The sequence below is a fragment of the Shewanella sp. FeAMO genome (assembly GCF_053653955.1).
In genome coordinates this window covers 2,756,119-2,773,254 of sequence record NZ_CM132201.1, presented here as the reverse complement: position 1 = coordinate 2,773,254, position 17,136 = coordinate 2,756,119, and the positions used below count along the sequence as shown (strand labels likewise).

General features: G+C 54.0%; 13 protein-coding genes. 6 read left to right on the top strand and 7 right to left on the bottom strand.

Annotated elements, in window-relative coordinates; genetic code table 11:
- Positions 1-10 precede the first annotated feature (10 nt).
- The 4 genes from ACWAU4_RS12415 (at position 11) to ACWAU4_RS12400 (ending at position 9,234) form a co-directional block, all read left to right on the top strand.
- Positions 11-2,320 (top strand): efflux RND transporter permease subunit, encoded by a 2,310-nt coding sequence (locus ACWAU4_RS12415; RefSeq protein ID WP_454290284.1) that lies wholly within the window; start codon positions 11-13, stop codon positions 2,318-2,320.
- A 265-nt stretch (positions 2,321-2,585) separates the two neighbouring features.
- Complete coding sequence (locus tag ACWAU4_RS12410; RefSeq protein WP_454290283.1) at positions 2,586-7,433, top strand: NAD-glutamate dehydrogenase; 4,848 nt, start codon at positions 2,586-2,588, stop codon at positions 7,431-7,433.
- Positions 7,434-7,494: 61 nt separating this feature from the next.
- Positions 7,495-8,514 (top strand): quinone-dependent dihydroorotate dehydrogenase, encoded by a 1,020-nt coding sequence (gene pyrD, locus ACWAU4_RS12405; RefSeq protein ID WP_028781458.1) that lies wholly within the window; start codon positions 7,495-7,497, stop codon positions 8,512-8,514.
- Between the two features lie 186 nt (positions 8,515-8,700).
- Entirely contained in the window at positions 8,701-9,234 is a 534-nt protein-coding gene (locus ACWAU4_RS12400; RefSeq protein WP_025011151.1) for a cell division protein ZapC, read from the top strand.
- 54 nt (positions 9,235-9,288) lie between these two features.
- Here ACWAU4_RS12400 and ACWAU4_RS12395 read toward each other — a convergent pair whose 3' ends face one another.
- Entirely contained in the window at positions 9,289-10,170 is an 882-nt protein-coding gene (locus tag ACWAU4_RS12395; protein ID WP_144216973.1) for a LysR family transcriptional regulator, read from the bottom strand.
- A gap of 109 nt (positions 10,171-10,279) precedes the next feature.
- Here ACWAU4_RS12395 and ACWAU4_RS12390 point away from each other — a divergent pair, with 109 nt between their 5' ends.
- Positions 10,280-11,143 carry an MBL fold metallo-hydrolase gene (locus ACWAU4_RS12390; RefSeq protein WP_208135827.1) on the top strand — a complete coding sequence of 288 codons (864 nt, stop codon included), beginning with the start codon at positions 10,280-10,282 and terminating at the stop codon, positions 11,141-11,143.
- Positions 11,137-11,883 (top strand): DsbA family protein, encoded by a 747-nt coding sequence (locus ACWAU4_RS12385; RefSeq protein WP_144220616.1) that lies wholly within the window; start codon positions 11,137-11,139, stop codon positions 11,881-11,883. The genes ACWAU4_RS12390 and ACWAU4_RS12385 overlap by 7 nt, the downstream gene beginning before the upstream one ends.
- 200 nt (positions 11,884-12,083) lie before the next feature.
- On the opposite strand, the gene hisIE is transcribed toward ACWAU4_RS12385, so the two are convergent.
- The 6 genes from hisIE to hisC are packed head-to-tail and all read right to left on the bottom strand — an operon-like array spanning position 12,084 to position 17,136.
- A complete protein-coding gene (hisIE, locus tag ACWAU4_RS12380; RefSeq protein ID WP_028781461.1) occupies positions 12,084-12,734 on the bottom strand; it encodes a bifunctional phosphoribosyl-AMP cyclohydrolase/phosphoribosyl-ATP diphosphatase HisIE in 651 nt (216 codons plus the stop codon).
- A gap of 36 nt (positions 12,735-12,770) precedes the next feature.
- Positions 12,771-13,544 (bottom strand): imidazole glycerol phosphate synthase subunit HisF, encoded by a 774-nt coding sequence (gene hisF, locus ACWAU4_RS12375; RefSeq protein WP_221055151.1) that lies wholly within the window; start codon positions 13,542-13,544, stop codon positions 12,771-12,773.
- Positions 13,526-14,263 carry a 1-(5-phosphoribosyl)-5-[(5-phosphoribosylamino)methylideneamino]imidazole-4-carboxamide isomerase gene (gene hisA / locus ACWAU4_RS12370; RefSeq protein WP_045283839.1) on the bottom strand — a complete coding sequence of 246 codons (738 nt, stop codon included), beginning with the start codon at positions 14,261-14,263 and terminating at the stop codon, positions 13,526-13,528. The genes hisF and hisA overlap by 19 nt, the downstream gene beginning before the upstream one ends.
- Positions 14,260-14,922, bottom strand: coding sequence for an imidazole glycerol phosphate synthase subunit HisH (gene hisH / locus ACWAU4_RS12365; RefSeq protein ID WP_317058273.1), 663 nt, complete (start codon positions 14,920-14,922; stop codon positions 14,260-14,262). The genes hisA and hisH overlap by 4 nt, the downstream gene beginning before the upstream one ends.
- Positions 14,922-15,989 carry a bifunctional histidinol-phosphatase/imidazoleglycerol-phosphate dehydratase HisB gene (gene hisB / locus ACWAU4_RS12360; RefSeq protein WP_044734595.1) on the bottom strand — a complete coding sequence of 356 codons (1,068 nt, stop codon included), beginning with the start codon at positions 15,987-15,989 and terminating at the stop codon, positions 14,922-14,924. Before hisB ends, hisH begins: the two co-directional genes overlap by 1 nt.
- A 43-nt stretch (positions 15,990-16,032) precedes the next feature.
- Positions 16,033-17,136: a histidinol-phosphate transaminase gene (gene hisC / locus ACWAU4_RS12355; protein ID WP_345868573.1), complete on the bottom strand. Its 1,104-nt coding sequence runs from the start codon at positions 17,134-17,136 to the stop codon at positions 16,033-16,035.

Sequence of the window (17,136 nt, the reverse complement as noted above, 5' to 3'; positions counted from 1 at the left end):
GGCCATTATTATGTTAGACAGACTGGTCAATGGGATTGAGAGTTTTCTCTTTCGCAATCGTATCGGAGTGATACTGCTGTTTGCGCTGACCACGGTATTTCTGGGCTTTCAGGCCAGTCAGCTGAAAATGGATGCGGCATTTGTTAAAAACATTCCACTGCATCACCCCTATATGCAGACCTACCTCAAACACCAGAAGCAGTTTGGCGGCGCCAACTCCATCATGGTGGCGGTAGAAGACAGCAGCGGTAATATTTTCAATCCGGCGTTTTTCGACACCCTGAAGAATGTGCATGATCAACTGTTCTTTATTCCCGGGGTAGAGCGCTCTCAGGTGAAATCCCTGTTTTCTCCGTCGACACGTTTTACCGAAGTGGTGGAAGACGGGTTTGCCGGTGGGCCGGTGATCCCGGCGGATTTCAGCACGACAGAAGCCGGGCTTGAGCGGGTCAGAGGCAATATCGAAAAGGCCGGCATAGTCGGCCGTCTGGTGGCAGAGGACTACAGCGCCGCCATGGTGACGGCGCAGCTGATGGACTTTGATCCGCAAACCGGCGAGCCTCTGGACACTTTGGCGTTTGCCGCCCAACTGGAAGAACAGCTCAGAGGCCAGTTTGAAAAAGATGGCATCAAGATTCATATCATAGGCTTTGCCAAGATGGCCGGCGATGTGGCAGACGGAGCCAAAGGGGTACTGCTGTTTTTCCTGATAGCCATTTTGGTCACCGCCCTGATGGTGTATCTCTTCTCCCGCTCCATGGTGTTAACCTTGCTGCCCTTGATGTGCAGCTTGATTGCCGTGGTCTGGCAGCTTGGCCTCTTGACCGTGGTGGGCTTTGGCTTGGATCCCATGTCGATTCTGGTGCCATTCTTGGTGTTTGCTATAGGTGTCAGCCACGGGGTACAGATGATCAACGCCATCCGCAAACGGGTTGCCGATGGCCTGAGTACCAAGGTGGCGGCGGCTTCGGCGTTTCGTAGTCTCTTGGTGCCGGGCGGGGTCGCCTTGCTGTCGGATACCATAGGGTTTATGACCTTGCTGGCAATCGATATCGGCATCATTCGCGAGCTGGCTATTTCCGCATCGCTTGGTGTGGCGGTGATCATCCTGACCAACCTGGTGCTCTTGCCTCTGGTGATCTCCTTCTTCCAGATAAAGGCCGCGAAAGCGGATGCTGGCACCGAGGCCAAGACAGCGGCCTTTTGGCACAAGCTCACCTGTTTTGCCACCCCAAAATATGCTGTGGTGGTGGTAGCTGCCACTGCACTGCTTTATCTGGGCGGGTTGCAGCAAGCCGGCAAGATGCAAATCGGCGATCTTCAGGGCGGAGCACCGGCGCTGCATCAGGACTCCCGCTATAACCAGGACACCTTCTTTATTACCGATCATTTCTCTATCACCACAGACGTGATGAGTGTGATAGTGGAAGCCTATCCCGAGGCCTGTACCTATCACTCGGCGCTGGAGAAGATTGACAGGTTCGAATGGTTGGCGCGCAACACCCCTGGGGTTGAGTTTACCGCCAGTATCGCCTCGGTGGCACGCCAGGTGAATGCCGGTTTCAACGAGGGTAGCCCCAAGTGGCAGGTATTGCCCAGGAGCCCGGCCAGCCTGGCACAGTTGGTGTCACAAATTCCTACCAGCACAGGTCTGCTGAACGGCGATTGCTCTGTGATGCCTGTTTATCTGTTCCTGAAAGATCACAAGGCGGAAACCATAGAGCAGGTGGTGAGCAAGGTGCAGCTGCTGGCCGCTGAAATGGACGACGACAAGCTGAGTTTTAAACTCGCCTCCGGTCCGGTGGGGGTGATGGCGGCAACCAACGAGGCGGTGGCCGAAGCGCAATTGCCTATGATGCTGTATGTCTATGGCGCGGTGTTTATCCTCTGCCTGATAAGCTTCCGCTCACTGAAAGCCACGGTTGCAGTGATTCTGCCTCTGTATGTGGTATCGACACTGGCACAGGCACTGATGACCTGGTTGGATATAGGCCTGACGGTGAGCACCTTGCCGGTTATTGCCCTCGGGGTGGGTATCGGGGTGGACTATGGCATCTATATCCTGTCGACCATGGCCGTGAAACTGCGTGATGGTATGGCAGTACAGCAGGCCTATTTCGAAGCCTTGGTGGAGCGGGGCAGTGCGGTCATCTTCACCGGCCTGACCCTGGCTATCGGGGTGAGCACTTGGTTCTTCTCCGCACTTAAGTTCCAGATGGATATGGGAATTTTGCTTACCTTCATGTTTGTGGTCAACATGCTGGGGGCCATAATTATCCTGCCTGCGCTGGCGGCACTTTTCTGGCGCAAACACAGTTAGTGATGGGGGCAGGGGAAGAAGTTTCTCCTGCCCTTGCTGCATAGTTAGTCTGTTATTCCGATTACTTCTTCACCACTCCCTTCAATATCCCGTCATTGCTGGATTTGTACAGGATGTACCACTAAAATTTTGCTCGAATTATGGTGTGTTTAGTAATACACTGCGCGGCATGACCTCGGTCACAAAAAATTCAGGCCCGGGTCATTCGACGAAGCATCCATATAATGAAAAAAGCGCTGCCATAGACGCTTAAGGAAACAGCAAAATGGCCTTGAAAGATGCAATGCCTTCAGTACTACTTGAAAAGGTAGTCAGTTTAATCCACTCCAAAGTCCCTAAAACACAAGCAAATCAGGTGGAACAGTTCGCCACCTGCCTCTACGCTCACATGTCTAAGGACGATCTCCTGGCCCGTAACGATAGCGATCTCTACGGTGCCGTCCTGAGTCTTTGGAATGCTCTGAACAGCACGCCTTGTGGGGAAACTCACTTAAGGGTATTCAACCCAAGCCAAGCCAAGCACGGCTGGCAATCAACCCACTCCATCATAGAAGTTGTGCAGCCCGATATGCCCTTCCTGGTGGATTCTGTGGGTATGGCTCTCAACCGTTTGGGGATCACAGCTCATATGATGTTGCATACGCCGCTGGCCATTGAGCGCCAGGGCACAGACATCAAGCGGGTCAGCTTTGTTAACGACAGCAAGGAAGACAGCGACAAGGTTGCGGTATTCCTGATTGAAATCGACCGCCAAAGCAGCGACAAGGACATAAAACAACTCGAAAAAGAGATAGAGTCCGTGCTCGGTGATGTGGCCGCCGCCGTCAATGATTGGCGCGCCATGTCCGATAAGCTGGCTGAAGTGGTTGATGAGTTGCCAAAGCGCCCGTTCCCCGGCGATAAGGCTGAACTTGAAGAAGCGATTCGCTTCCTTGGTTATTTGAACAACCATCATTTTACTCTGATGGGTTATCGTCGCTACGACCTGCGTAAAGTAGAGGGTGATGTTGAGCTGGTGCCGGATATGGCAAGCAGTCTGGGCTTGATGAACAAACCCGGTAAGGCGCAGCCAGAGCACGGTTTGATGCTGTCTTCTTTCTCTGAATCGGCTCGCCGTGAAGCGCTGGACAACAGCCTGCTTATCCTGACCAAGAGCAGTGCCAAGAGCCGGGTTCACAGACCCGCCTATGTCGACTATATCGGCGTCAAACGTTTCGATGAGGCCGGTAATGTCGTCGGCGAAGACAGATTCATCGGCCTGTATGCCTCCAACCTGTACAACCGTAGCCCGAAAGAGATCCCCCTGCTGGCCGAGAAAGTCCAGCGGGTGATGGACAAGTCAGGACTGGCACCGCGCTCCCACGACTATAAAGCGTTGATGAATATTCTGGAAAATCTGCCAAGGGACGAGATTATTCAGGCAAGCGTCGAAGAGTTGTCGCACATGGCGCATGGCGTGTTGGAGATGCAGGATAGAGATAAACTTAAGCTGTTTGTCCGTAAAGACGGTTTCGGCCGCTTCCTGTCCTGTTTGGTGTATGTCTCCAAAGACAGATATAACACCCGTCTGCGTGAAGATACCCAAAGGATCTTCGCCCAAACCTTTAACAGTAATGAAGAGGTGGAGTTTACCACTTACTTCTCCGAGTCGAGCTTGGCCCGTACCCACTACATAGTTAAAGTCGACAACAACAATAATTTGGAACTCGATGTGGCTGCCATAGAAAACAATCTGATTGAAGCCGCTCGCTCATGGGAAGATAAACTTCAGAGCGCGCTCAACAATTCACTGGGTGAAGAGCAGGGCACTCGCCTGTTCAAGCGCTATCTGACCGCATTCCCGCAGAGTTACAAAGACGATGTGTTGCCTACGTCGGCCGTGGTGGATCTGCAACAACTGGAAGCGCTGGACGACGACCATAAGCTGGGCATGTTGTTCTATCAGCCACAGGAAGCGGCGCCCGGCAGCAACAAGGTACGTTTGAAGCTGTTCCACAAGGATGAGCCTATCCATCTGTCGGATGTGCTGCCTATGCTGGAAAACTTCGGTCTCAGGGTGATCAATGAGCGTCCCTATGAAGTGAAGAGCACAGATGGCGCAACCTTCTGGATCCTCGACTTCCTGATGACAGTACAGGGCGGCGCCACTGAGAACCTGGCAGACAGCCAGGACAGATTCCAGACCGCGCTGGCTCAGGTTTGGCAGAAAAAACTGGAAGACGACGGCTTCAACCGTATGGTGCTGGCTACCGGACTTTCCGGCCGCGAAGTGTCAGTGCTGCGCGCCTATGCCAAGTATATGCGTCAAATAGATGCGACTTTCAGCCAGGCTTACATCGAAGAAACCTTCAGCCGTTATCCGCAGATTGCCGATTCGCTGGTGAAGATGTTTATTCGTAAGTTCAATCCCAAGCTGAAGACCCGCACACTGGACAAGTTTATCGAGCAGATCAATCTGCGTCTTGATGATGTATCCAGTCTGGATGATGACCGTATCATTCGTCGCTATCTGGATCTTATCAACGCCACGTTGAGAACCAACTTCTATCAGCAAGATGCCGCCGGCCAGCCGAAGGATTATATCTCCTTCAAGTTTGCCCCCAACCAGATCCCTGAAATGCCCAAGCCGCTGCCGAAGTTTGAAATCTTCGTTTACAGCCCAAGGGTTGAAGGTGTGCATCTGCGTGGTGGTAAAGTTGCCCGTGGTGGTCTGCGCTGGTCTGATCGCCGTGAGGACTTCCGTACCGAAGTGCTGGGTCTGGTGAAGGCGCAACAGGTTAAGAACACTGTGATTGTGCCCGTAGGTGCCAAGGGTGGCTTTGTTTGTAAACAACTGCCGACCGAGGGCGGCCGTGAAGCCTTCTTCACCGAAGGTCAGGAATGCTACCGGATCTTTATCCGTGGTCTGCTGGATATCACAGACAATATTGTCAACGGTGACCTGGTTCCTCCTGTGGATGTGGTTCGTCACGATGAAGACGACCCTTACCTGGTGGTCGCTGCCGATAAGGGCACGGCGACCTTCTCTGACACAGCCAACGCCATTGCCATCGAATATGGCTTCTGGCTGGGTGATGCCTTCGCGTCCGGTGGTTCCAACGGTTATGACCACAAGAAGATGGGCATCACCGCCCGCGGCGCCTGGGAGTCGGTGAAACGTCACTTCCGCGAAGTGGGTATCGATTGCCAGACTACAGATTTCACCTGTGTGGGTATAGGTGACATGGCCGGTGATGTATTCGGCAACGGCATGCTCTTGTCTGAGCACACCCAGCTGGTGGCTGCTTTCAACCACATGCATATCTTCATCGACCCAACGCCGGATTCAGCGACCAGCTTTGTTGAGCGTAAGCGTCTGTTTAATCTGCCTCGATCCAGCTGGGAAGACTATAACAAGGAGCTTATCTCAAAAGGCGGTGGCGTGTTTGCCCGTAGCGCCAAGTCCATCAGTTTGACGCCGGAAATCAAGAAGATGCTGGCGACCGACAAGGATGCTATGACGCCGACTGAGCTGATCAAATGCCTGCTGAAAATGCCGGTTGACCTGATCTGGAACGGCGGTATCGGTACTTATGTCAAAGCGAGCAGTGAAACCCATGCCGAAGTCGGCGATCGCGCCAACGACGGTTTGCGGGTCAACGGTGGCGAGCTTAAGGCTAAGATCATAGGTGAAGGCGGTAACCTGGGCTGTACTCAGCTTGGTCGTATCGAATACGCCGCCAATGGCGGTCGTATCAACACCGACTTTGTCGATAACGTGGGTGGCGTGGACTGTTCGGACAACGAAGTTAACATCAAAATTTTGCTCAACGCCCTGGTGGCCGAAGGTGAGATGACCCTCAAGCAGCGTAACCGCCTGCTGGAAGAGATGACAGATGAAGTTGCTCAGATAGTACTGCAGGACTGTAAAGATCAGACTCGCACCATCTCTGTGACTCAGGTGCGCGGCGCCGAGCAGCTCAAAGAGCAGATCCGCTTTATCAACTACCTGGAAAAAGAAGGTAAGTTGGACCGGGCGCTGGAATTCCTGCCTACAGAAGAGGAGCTGTCCGAGCGTCTGGCCAGCGGTCGTGGTTTGACCCGTCCTGAGCTGTCGGTATTAGTGGCTTACGCCAAGATGGTGCTCAAGGAGCAACTGCTGACACCTGTTATCACAGATGACGCCTGGTTGAGCCAACTGCTGGTGGATTACTTCCCTGGCAAGCTGCAGCAGAAGTATGCCGACAAGATGACTCAGCATCCGCTGCGTGGTGAGATCATTGCTACCTCGCTGGCCAATGAACTTGTTAACGATATGGGGCTCAATTTCGTCCAGCGTATGCAGGATGAGACAGGCGCCTCAGTTGCCGATGCCGCCATTTGTTACACTATGGCTCGCGAAGTGTTTGGTTTGGCAGATTTAACCAAAGCCATTACTGACTTGAACGGCATAGTACCCGCGGTTGTTCAGGGCGAGATGCTGCACCAGCTGCGCCGTAACATGCGCCGTGCCTGTCGCTGGTTCCTGCGTAACCGTAGCCGCGCCATGAGCATAGAGCAGGTTGTTGCCTTCTATAAGCCGGTGTTCGACGAGCTGAAAGCCAATATCCGCTCTTATCTGGTAGCCGATGAGCTGGCGGGTATTGAAGAGGATATCGCCGCACTGGAAAAAGAAGCCGTGCCTCATGAGGTGGCCAGTCTCGTTGCCAACATGAGTACGCTGTTCTCGGCACTGGATATCGCTCAGATAGCTCAGCTGGAGTCCAAGCCGGTTTCACTGGTGGCAGAAACTTACTTCAAGTTGGGCGCCAGAATCGATCTGCACTGGTTCCTGGAGCAGATCGGTGGTCAGCCGGTGGCCAACCACTGGCAAGCACTGGCCAGAGCAGCCTTCCGTGAGGAGCTGGATTGGCAGCAAAGAGCACTGACATCGGCGGTACTGCGCAGCTGTACCGACAGCTGTGAGTCCGATGCCATTATCGAACAATGGGTCGAACTCAATCAGGGCTTGCTGGAGCGCTGGTTCCACATGCTGGCTGACTTCAAGACATCGCAAACCCATGAATTTGCGAAGTTCTCAGTAGCGCTACGTGAACTGAATCTGCTGATCCTGCACTGCGAAGGGCAGAAGTAAGCTATTATAACAATAAGAGCCCTGGCAAACGCCGGGGCTTTTTTTAGGTCTAGGAGAAACCATGTTTTACAAACTCGCACAAAAAGTCATGTTTCAGATGGATCCTGAGCGCGCCCACAACTTTGCCATCAGTAGTCTCAGAACCACAGGTAACTCACCGCTGAACTGCTTTTATGCGCAGCATCTTGCCCCGGCCCCGGTCGAATTCATGGGGCTGACATTCCCTAATCCCGTCGGTTTGGCCGCCGGTATGGATAAAGATGGTGAATGTATCGATGCCTTTCATGCCATGGGATTTGGTCATATTGAAGTGGGAACTGTGACCCCAAGACCGCAACCCGGTAACGATAAACCTCGGCTTTTCCGGATTAAGCCGGCCAAGGCTATTATCAATCGCATGGGCTTTAATAATCTCGGCGTGGATAATCTGGTGGCTAATCTCAAGGCTAAAAAATCCAATGCCATGGTCGGTGTCAATATAGGTAAAAATAAAGATACACCGGTAGAGCAGGGGAAAGATGATTATCTGATCTGTATGGACAAGGTTTATGCCTATGCCGATTACATCGCGGTTAATATTTCTTCTCCCAATACACCCGGTTTGCGTACCATGCAATATGGCGAATTATTGGACGACTTGCTGGCGAGCTTAAAAAACAAACAAACTGAACTGGCAGAAAAGCATGGCAAGTATGTACCCATAGCATTAAAAATAGCGCCGGATCTAACCGAAGAAGAGATCGAAAAGATCGCCGAGTCATTATTGAAACATAAGTTTGATGGTGCCATAGCGACCAATACCACTTTGACCCGTGATGGGGTCAGTGGCCTGGCCAACTCCAACGAGACAGGTGGCCTCAGTGGTAAGCCGCTGAACAAGTTGTCGACCAAGGTGATCAAATATCTGGCGCAGTGTTTGAAAGGTGAGATCCCGATCCTGGGGGTAGGCGGTATTAATAGCGCCGAGGATGCTCTGGATAAATTGGATGCAGGAGCAAGCATGGTGCAGATCTATTCCGGCTTTATCTATCAAGGGCCAAAATTAATTAAAGATATTGTTGACGCCTATAGATCCAAATGAGCTAAAAAACACTCAAAGGGATCGCAATTGCGATCCTTTTTTATTTGAATTGATCGTTTTTCGATCTAAAGGATCTGTCTAAGATATTGTTATCTCAATCTAATATCTAAAACTTTTTTTGATATTGGGTAAAATATCATCTATTATTCCGTTTGTAATAAATCACAGGTCTTATTGGATTGCGTTATGTTATTAATGCCAAACAGAGATTGGCAATGGAGATATAACGATTCGTATGGTGTCCTTAGCGTATCGTTAGGTTCGGAAATGGAATTTCTGACTCCTTATAAAGCCAAGACTTTGATACCGGATGCAATGAAAGAAGCAGAATTTAGCGTCGAGCACGCCAAGTTCTATATTGACCTGCTTGATCGTCTAACCAAATCACTGTCATTGACGGATGCACAAGTGGTTCAACTGGCATTGAATGCTACCGCTGCTCACTTTATGCAAAAACCGCAGATGCCTAAGTCATGGTTCTTCGACACCAGTGCTGTCTGTGTTTACAGTGAGCCGGGAAAGATGTTTGATCTCAAATGTCGTGGAGAGCGTGTGCTGGTGATGGTGGTTGAGACCGGGCTGCAGGCTTCTTTGGTAATGATGTTGGCCAACGAATGTCGACTCAGCGATGTCAAAACCCTGACCCGCTTTGAAACCATCAAGGTGATGCACGATCGTCTGCATCCGCTCAGGGCACAGCAGCAGATAGTTGCTGCCTGACAAAGGTTGTCAGCGAGTATGAACGGGGCCTATGGCCCCGTTTTTGGTTTGTCTTCAGCCTGAGAATGTCTGGCTCAAGTGGTCAATCAAGGCCCTGAGTGCCACCGGCATATGCTCTCTTGAGCTATAGAGAGCGTAGGCCGTCATGACTCTCGGTGTCCAATCCGGCAGCAAGCATTGCAAGCTGCCATCTTTGAGTGCCTCAGCCAGCAGATAATCGGGCAGTTGGGCGATACCGCTGCCGGCCTGAGCCGCCCTGAGTAACACTGTCGCTTCATTGGCCACCAGTTGGCAGTTGACCGCCACAGATTCGTTCTGCCCTCCCTTGGAAAGATGCCAAAGATTGCGATTGAAATGGCGGTAGCCAAGGCACAGGTGTTGGCGAAGATCCCTGGGGTGCTGCGGCGCCGAATACTGTTTGAGGTATTCAGGAGAAGCCACCAGCTGCGAATTCACCTTGATAAGCGGCTTGCCAATCAACAAGGGATCCGGGCTTGAAGCAATACGGATCACAAGATCGACCCTTTCCGCCACCAGATCCACAGCGCGATCGCTCACATCCAACTCGATTTCCACCCCGGGATTAAGCCTGATGAATTGCGCGAGGCTCGCTGCCAGTCGTGCATGTGCGAACGACATACTACTGCTTATTCTCAGTTTGCCGGTCAATTGTCTGCGTCTCTCGCTTAGGCTGATTTCCAGTGCCTCACGGGTCGAGAGTAGCTGGCGACAATATGTCAGGCACTGATTCCCGGCATCTGTAAGGGTTACACTGCGGGTGGTGCGATTGAGTAATCTGGCGCCCAACCAATCCTCAAGCGCCTTGATATGGCGGGTTACCATGGCGCGCGACATCTCAAGCCGCTCGGCGGTAGCGGTAAAGCTGCCACTGGCGGCCAGATCCACAAAAACTTCGGCGGCGGTCAATCTGTCCATCTGCGATTACTTGTCCGGATTGTGCAACAATATTGCGCAATTTTAGCCGTATATCTGCATTAATTGAAATCATAAACTGGCCAACGTTGAAATTCACCGGAGTAAAACCATGCTTAAATCACTCGTATTGGCTGCCAGTTTAGTGTTGCCATTTTCTTTACACGCCGAATCGGACGCCCTCGACTTCAAAGTCTATAACGCCGACGGTAACAGCTTTCATGTCAACGCTACCCTGATAACCGGTGACAAGGAAGCCATTTTGGTTGACACAGGCTTCACCCGCGCCGATGCCTTGCGACTGGCCGCCGAGGTTCTGGACAGTGGCAAGCAGTTGACCACGGTATTCGTCAGCCAGGCGGATCCTGACTATTACTTCGGGGTTGCCACACTCAAACAGTTTTTCCCTAAAGCAAAATACCTGACGACCCCGGCGGTGCACGCACAAATTTCGGCCAAGCTGGAAGACAAGCTGAGCTTTTGGATCCCCAGAATGGGTAGCAATGCCCCCCTCAAGGCGCAGCTGCCAGAGATATTTAAAGGCAGTCAATTAATGCTTGAAGGCAAGGTGATTGAGATTAAAGGTGACCAGGGACTGCTGGCTGACAGGCCATACCTCTGGGTACCTTCCAGCAAAACCATTCTCGGCAATGTGGCCGTCTCCGGAGGCTTGCACCTGTGGATGGCTGATAGTCAGAGCCAGAGTGAGCGAGCGGCCTGGAAGGCGCAGCTTGCGGAAATGGCGGCGCTTAAACCTGCCAAGGTGATCCCCGGGCACATGTTGTCTGAATCTTTTCTCGAGCAGGACAATATTGCCGCGACACTCAAGTACCTGCAGGATTTCGAACAAGCCGAAGTCGACACGCAAACCAGCGCTGAGCTTATTGACACCATGCAGCGTCTGTACCCGAATGCCGGGCTTGCTATGGCATTGGAGATAGGTGCCAAGGTCAGCAAGGGCGAGATGAAATGGTGAGGCTGCACTACTTTTTTGACCCCTTGTGCGGCTGGTGCCATGGTGCGGCGCCCCTCATTCATGCCCTGAGTGCCAGACTCCCGATAGTATTGCACGCCGGCGGCCTGATGGAGGCAACAAGAATAACGCCCGGTCTCAGGCAACATATCCTCAGCCACGACAGCAAAATTGCCAAGCTGACCGGGCAGCCCTTTGGCGACGATTACACTCAGGGTTTGCTTCAATGTCCTGACGCCGTGTTGGACTCGGGACCGGCCATTGCCGCCATCCTGCTGGCCGAAAAGGCGGCGGGGCAGGGATTGGCGCTGCTGGAGATATTGCAGGGTGGCCATTATGTTCAGGGGTTAAGGCTTGCCGAGCCTGAAGTGTTACTGCAACTGCTGATGGAGCTGCCGAGTCTCCAGGCGCTGGGGCGCGAGAAATTGGCTAGCGATCTGACGGCGGTTATGGACGCAAGCTCAACCGGGCAGATTTCGCCGCTGGCGAGCCACATCGCCCAGAGCCGGGCCATGATGGCAAAGCTCGGATTGGCAGGCTTTCCGTCGCTGGTTCTGGAAAGCGAAATCGGTGAGTGGCACCCTGTACCTTTGAACCGCTTCTACGGCCAGACAGAGGCAATGCTGGGTTGGTTTGACTCAAGTTTTGCCAAACAGCTCTCTGGGATTGACGCCAAGAGAGATAATCCGAAAGCCGCGCCAAGCGCTCCGGCGGCTTGTATCCTGGGAGGCGGCTGCGATTAAGCTTTCCGCATGGATTTGAGCGGGCTTAAGGGCGTTGAAAGGGGCTGCAATCTTAGTCTTGGCTTGAGTAAAATGAGCATCGTAAGCTTGCGATAAAAGCTGACAGCAGAAGGGGATGAATACCTATTGGTTGTATTCATCCCTTTCTCTTTTTGCCTTTGTTCGTTGGTACTGTGCCACTGCCTTATGTTGGCTTTGCTTTAACCCTGTGCCGCTTTGGCCTGGGTGTGGCGTTTGGCCAGGTTGGCATGGATATCATCGAGGGACAGTTGCTGATCTTCCAGCAGTACCAAGAGGTGATAGAGGAGATCCGAGGCTTCATTCACCAACTCTTCGCGATCATGAGTGGCCGCCGCCAGCGCGGTTTCCAATCCCTCTTCGCCCACCTTCTGGGCAATGCGCTTGGTACCACGCTGAAACAGCGAAGCGGTGTAGCTCTCGTTGGGGTCTTCCTCCTTTCTGGAGGCTATAAGGCTTTGCAGGCGATTGATAAAGGGGTGCACTTCGCCGCAGGCCGGATTATCCCAGCAGCTGCCAGTCCCCTTGTGGCAGGTGGGGCCTATGGGGTTGGCCTGCAGCAGCAGGCTGTCGTTGTCACAGTCCACTCCTATGCTGACCAATTGCAGCAGATTGCCTGAGCTTTCACCCTTGGTCCAGAGCCGCTGTTTGCTGCGGCTGTAAAAGGTCACCAGGCCTTTGCTCAGGGTGACATCCAGGGCTTCGCGGTTCATATAACCCAGCATCAACACCTTGCCGCTGTGAAAGTCCTGCACTACGGCCGGCAGTAATCCCTGTTGTTTATCCCAGTCCAACTGTTTGAGCCAGTCGGCATTGTTTGTCTCGGTTGTCATATCAAATACCTGTATTGGGTTGTGGGGCTTATGGCATTAGCAGCGAATGGCGACGCCGCTTTGCTTGAGAAAGGCTTTCAGCGCCTGGATCTCTATGATCCCCTTGTGAAATACGCTGGCGGCCAAAGCGGCATCGACCTTGGCCTTGTCGAAGACCTCGAGAAAGTGCGCCATGGTGCCGGCACCGCCGGAGGCGATAAGCGGCACATCACAGACGGCTCTCACTTTGGCGAGCTGCTCGATATCATAACCCTGTCGCACCCCATCCTGGTTCATCACATTGAGGACGATTTCGCCGCAGCCCTGGCGCTGCACCTCTTCGACCCAATCCAAGGTGTGCCATTGAGTGTCGCGGGTCGCCGCTTCATCGCCGGTAAACTGTTTCACCTTATAGCTGTTGTCATTGGCATCGAAGAAAGAGTCTATACCCACCACTATGCACTGGCGGCCGAATTCATCCTGCAGCCTGCGAATAAGGCTGGGATCCGACAGTGCCGGTGAATTGATGGAGATCTTGTCGGCACCGAATGCCAGCAGCTCGCGTGCCTGGGCCAGGGTCTTGATGCCACCGGCCACACAGAAGGGGATGTCTATCTGCTGCGCCACCCGGCTAACCCAGGACTTATCCACCACCCGCGAGTGGGCGCTGGCGGTGATATCATAGAACACCAGTTCATCGGCGCCTTCGGTAGCATATCTGGCCGCCAGTGGCACGATATCGCCTATGGTTTCGTGGTTACGAAACTGCACGCCTTTGACCACCTTACCGTCCCGTACATCGAGACAAGGGACTATACGTTTTGCCAGCATGCGATCGCCTCCTCTACGCTGAATTCACCGGTGAGCAAGGCCTTGCCGATAATCAGGCCGCTGGCGCCGGAATCCCTGACCGCGGCCACATCATCCAGACTGGCGATACCGCCGGAGGCCTGCCAGGCGATATCGGGAAAGGTCTGCGCCAACTCGCGGTACAGGGCCGTGTTGGCCCCCTTCATGGTGCCATCACGACTGATGTCGGTGACCAAGGCATGTTTAAGGCCCAAAGGGGCAAACTGGGCCACCAGAGATTCCAGGGTTTTGCCACCGCCACTCTGCCAGCCGTGAACCGCCACTATTTTCTCGCCCGCGGCATTGATATTGACATCCAGCGCCAGACAGATGGCATCAGGGCCGTATTGCTCGAGCCAGGCGCCAACCAGTTTGGGCTCACGCACCGCCAATGAACCTATCACTACCCGGGAAACCCCGGCCTTGAATAGTTCATCAAGCTGACGCTGACTGCGCACGCCGCCGCCCACTTGAAGTGGTGTATCCAGGGCGGCCGCGAGTGACGCTATCAGGCTGCTTTGGCAGCGGTCAGGGTTCTTGGCGCCGGTCAAGTCCACCAGATGCAAGAGTGAAGCGCCCTGGGCTTGATAAGCGAGCAGTTGGGCTTCAGGTTGCAGATTGAAGCGGGTCTCCTGTTGGTAATCGCCCTGAAACAGGCGCACTACCTGACCTTCTATAAGATCGATTGCCGGTATAATCATGCTGCAGCTCCGTTAAAATCATCCTGGGTCAGAGTGAGAAAGTTAGCCAGGATAAGGCTGCCGATAGCGGCGCTCTTTTCCGGGTGAAACTGCACTCCCATAAAGTTGTCTTTGGCAATCGCGGCGCTGAAACGCTCGCCGTAACAGCATTCGGCTATGGTGGCCGCGGAAGGCGCGGCGCAAAAGGAATGGACAAAATAGCAGTAGCTGCCTTCATCGATACCGGCAAAAAGCGGGTGCGCCTGGCCGTTGGCATCAAGTATGGGGCTCAGTTGATCCCAGCCCATATGCGGACTGGGCAACCCCTTGCAGTCGAGCTGGCGTATAGTGCCCGGGATCAGTCCAAGACACTGGCATTCATCGGCATCCTCGCCACTTTCCTGCGAGCTGTCACACATGAGCTGCATACCGAGACACACTCCCAGTACCGGCTGTTTCAGCGCCTTGATAACAGGAATTAACTGCTTTTCAGTGAGCGCCGCCATGGCGGCTCTGGCTGTGCCCACACCAGGAAGCACCACTCTTTCGGCGCTGCGGATAACCTCGGCATCATCACTGATACAGACGTCGGCACCGAGGCGCTCAAAGGCGTATTTCACCGAGCTCAAGTTGGCGCAGTCGGTATCAATTATCACTGTCTTGGCGACGGCTTGGGTCATTACAACACTCCCTTACTGGAAGGCAAGGCATCGCCTTCAACCTTGATGGCCTGGCGCAGAGTGCGCCCCAGCACCTTGAACAGCGCCTCTACCTTGTGGTGGTCGTTGTCGCCCTCGCAGCCAAGGTGCAGGGTGCAGCGCAGGCCGTCGGCAAAGGAGCGAAAGAAGTGCGCTACCATCTCTGTGGCCAGCTCCCCGACCTTTTCCCGCTCAAATTCGGCGTTGAACTTGAGGAAGGGGCGGCCGGAGAGATCCAGCAGGCAGTCGCCGCGGGCTTCATCCATTGGCAGGGAAAAGCCGAAACGGGCAATGCCGCGTTTATCGCCCAGCGCCTGACGCAAAGCATCGCCCAGCGCCAGCGCGGTATCTTCCACACTGTGGTGATCGTCTATCTCCAGATCGCCGTCAACCTTGATTGCCAGTTTGAAATTGCCGTGAGTGGCAATCTGATCCAGCATGTGATCGAAAAAGCCTATGCCGGTATTGATGTCGCTGTTGCCGGCGCGGTCGAGATCCACCTCGACCCGAATGTCGGTCTCTTTGGTGGTGCGCACCACAGTTGCCTGGCGACCCCGGCTCAAGAGGGCATCACAGATATCGCCCCAGTTGAGCTTTTCCCTGTCATAGCGATAGCCGGTCAAGCCCATGGCCTCGGCCAGGGCAATATCGGTTTCCCGATCACCAATAACTGCCGAGCGGGTGAAATCCACCAGGCCCTGGGTCAGAAACTCTTTTACCAACCCGAGTTTGGGTTTGCGGCAACTGCAGTTTTCATCGTTGAAGTGAGGGCAAATCAACACCTCGCTGAAGTTGACCCCCTGGCTTGAAAAAATCTGCATCATCAGATTGTGGGGCGCATCGAAGTCTTCTTTCGGGAAGGAGGGGGTGCCCAGGCCATCCTGATTGGAGACCATCACCAAGCGGTAACCGGCGCTTTGCAGTTTGAGCAGCGCCGGAATAACGCCGGGTTCAAACACCAGCTTATCCAGTCTGTCCACCTGTTTGTCGGTTTGCGGCTCTTCAATAAGGGTGCCGTCGCGGTCGATAAAGAGTATTTTCTGGCTCATTGATGTTTCCTTGTGCCGGCCGCTGCCGGGCTGATTATTATCGTTATTGCATCTGGCTCAGGGCGGCGAGCAGCCGCTCGGTATCTGAGTCATCGCTGAAACTGAAACGTATGGCGTCGACAAGACGCGGATCCCGGTAGCTGCGGGCGACTATGCCAAAGCGCTGCAACTGCTCACGCACCTTGGGGGCATCGGCGAAATACGCCAGCAGATAGTTGCCGCCACTTGGCAGTACCCGGGCACCGAGTCTTTCCAGCGCCGCAGCCACTCTTTGCCCCTGAGTCTTGAGCAGCGCCACGTCGGCCAGCATTCTGGCTATGCCCTCAGGACTTAACGCCAAAGCCGCCAAGCGTGCCACAGGGACAGGTACCGGGTAGGGGGCCAGCACCTGTTTTACCATCTCGATAATGCCTTCATTGGCCAACATAAAGCCGCAGCGGGCTCCGGCCAGGGCAAACGCCTTGGAGAGGGTGCGCAGCACGACCAGGTTGGGATAACGCTTGAGCAAAGAGGCGGCGCTCAGCTCGGGGCTGAATTCAATATAGGCTTCATCCACTACCACTAGCGTGTCTGGCATGGCCTCGAGCACCCGCAGGATTTCATCCCGGCTTACCCAGGTGCCAGTGGGGTTATTGGGGTTGCAGATAAACAGCAGTTTGGCGCCTTGGGCCTGGGTTAACGATTTGGGCAACTGAAAGTTGTCATCCAACGACAGTGTCTTGACCTCGACATTGAAGGTCGCGGCGCTGATGGCGTACATGCCGTAGGTGGGGCCAAAGAGGGCGATGCTGTCAGCCCCCGGAGTGCAAAAGGTGCGGATCAGCAACTCTATCGCTTCATCGGCGCCGCGGCTGCAGATGAGCTGCAAATCTGTGACTCCGGCATAGGCGGCATAGGCGGCTGTCACCTCTGGCGGCTGGCACTCTGGATAGCGGTTGACCCGGTCGATATCCGTGTGGTTGAAGGGGGACTCGTTGGCGTTGATCCAAACTTCCCCTTGGCCGCCAAGGCGCCTGGCGCTTTGATAGGGTTCTAGTGCCAAAAGCTCGGGGCGGGCCAGAGTAGCGGCCAGCTCGCGGCTTTGGCGGGTAACGGCTGCAGTGCCGTTCTTTGGATCCTCTGTGGCGGTATTGATGGCTGCAGGCAT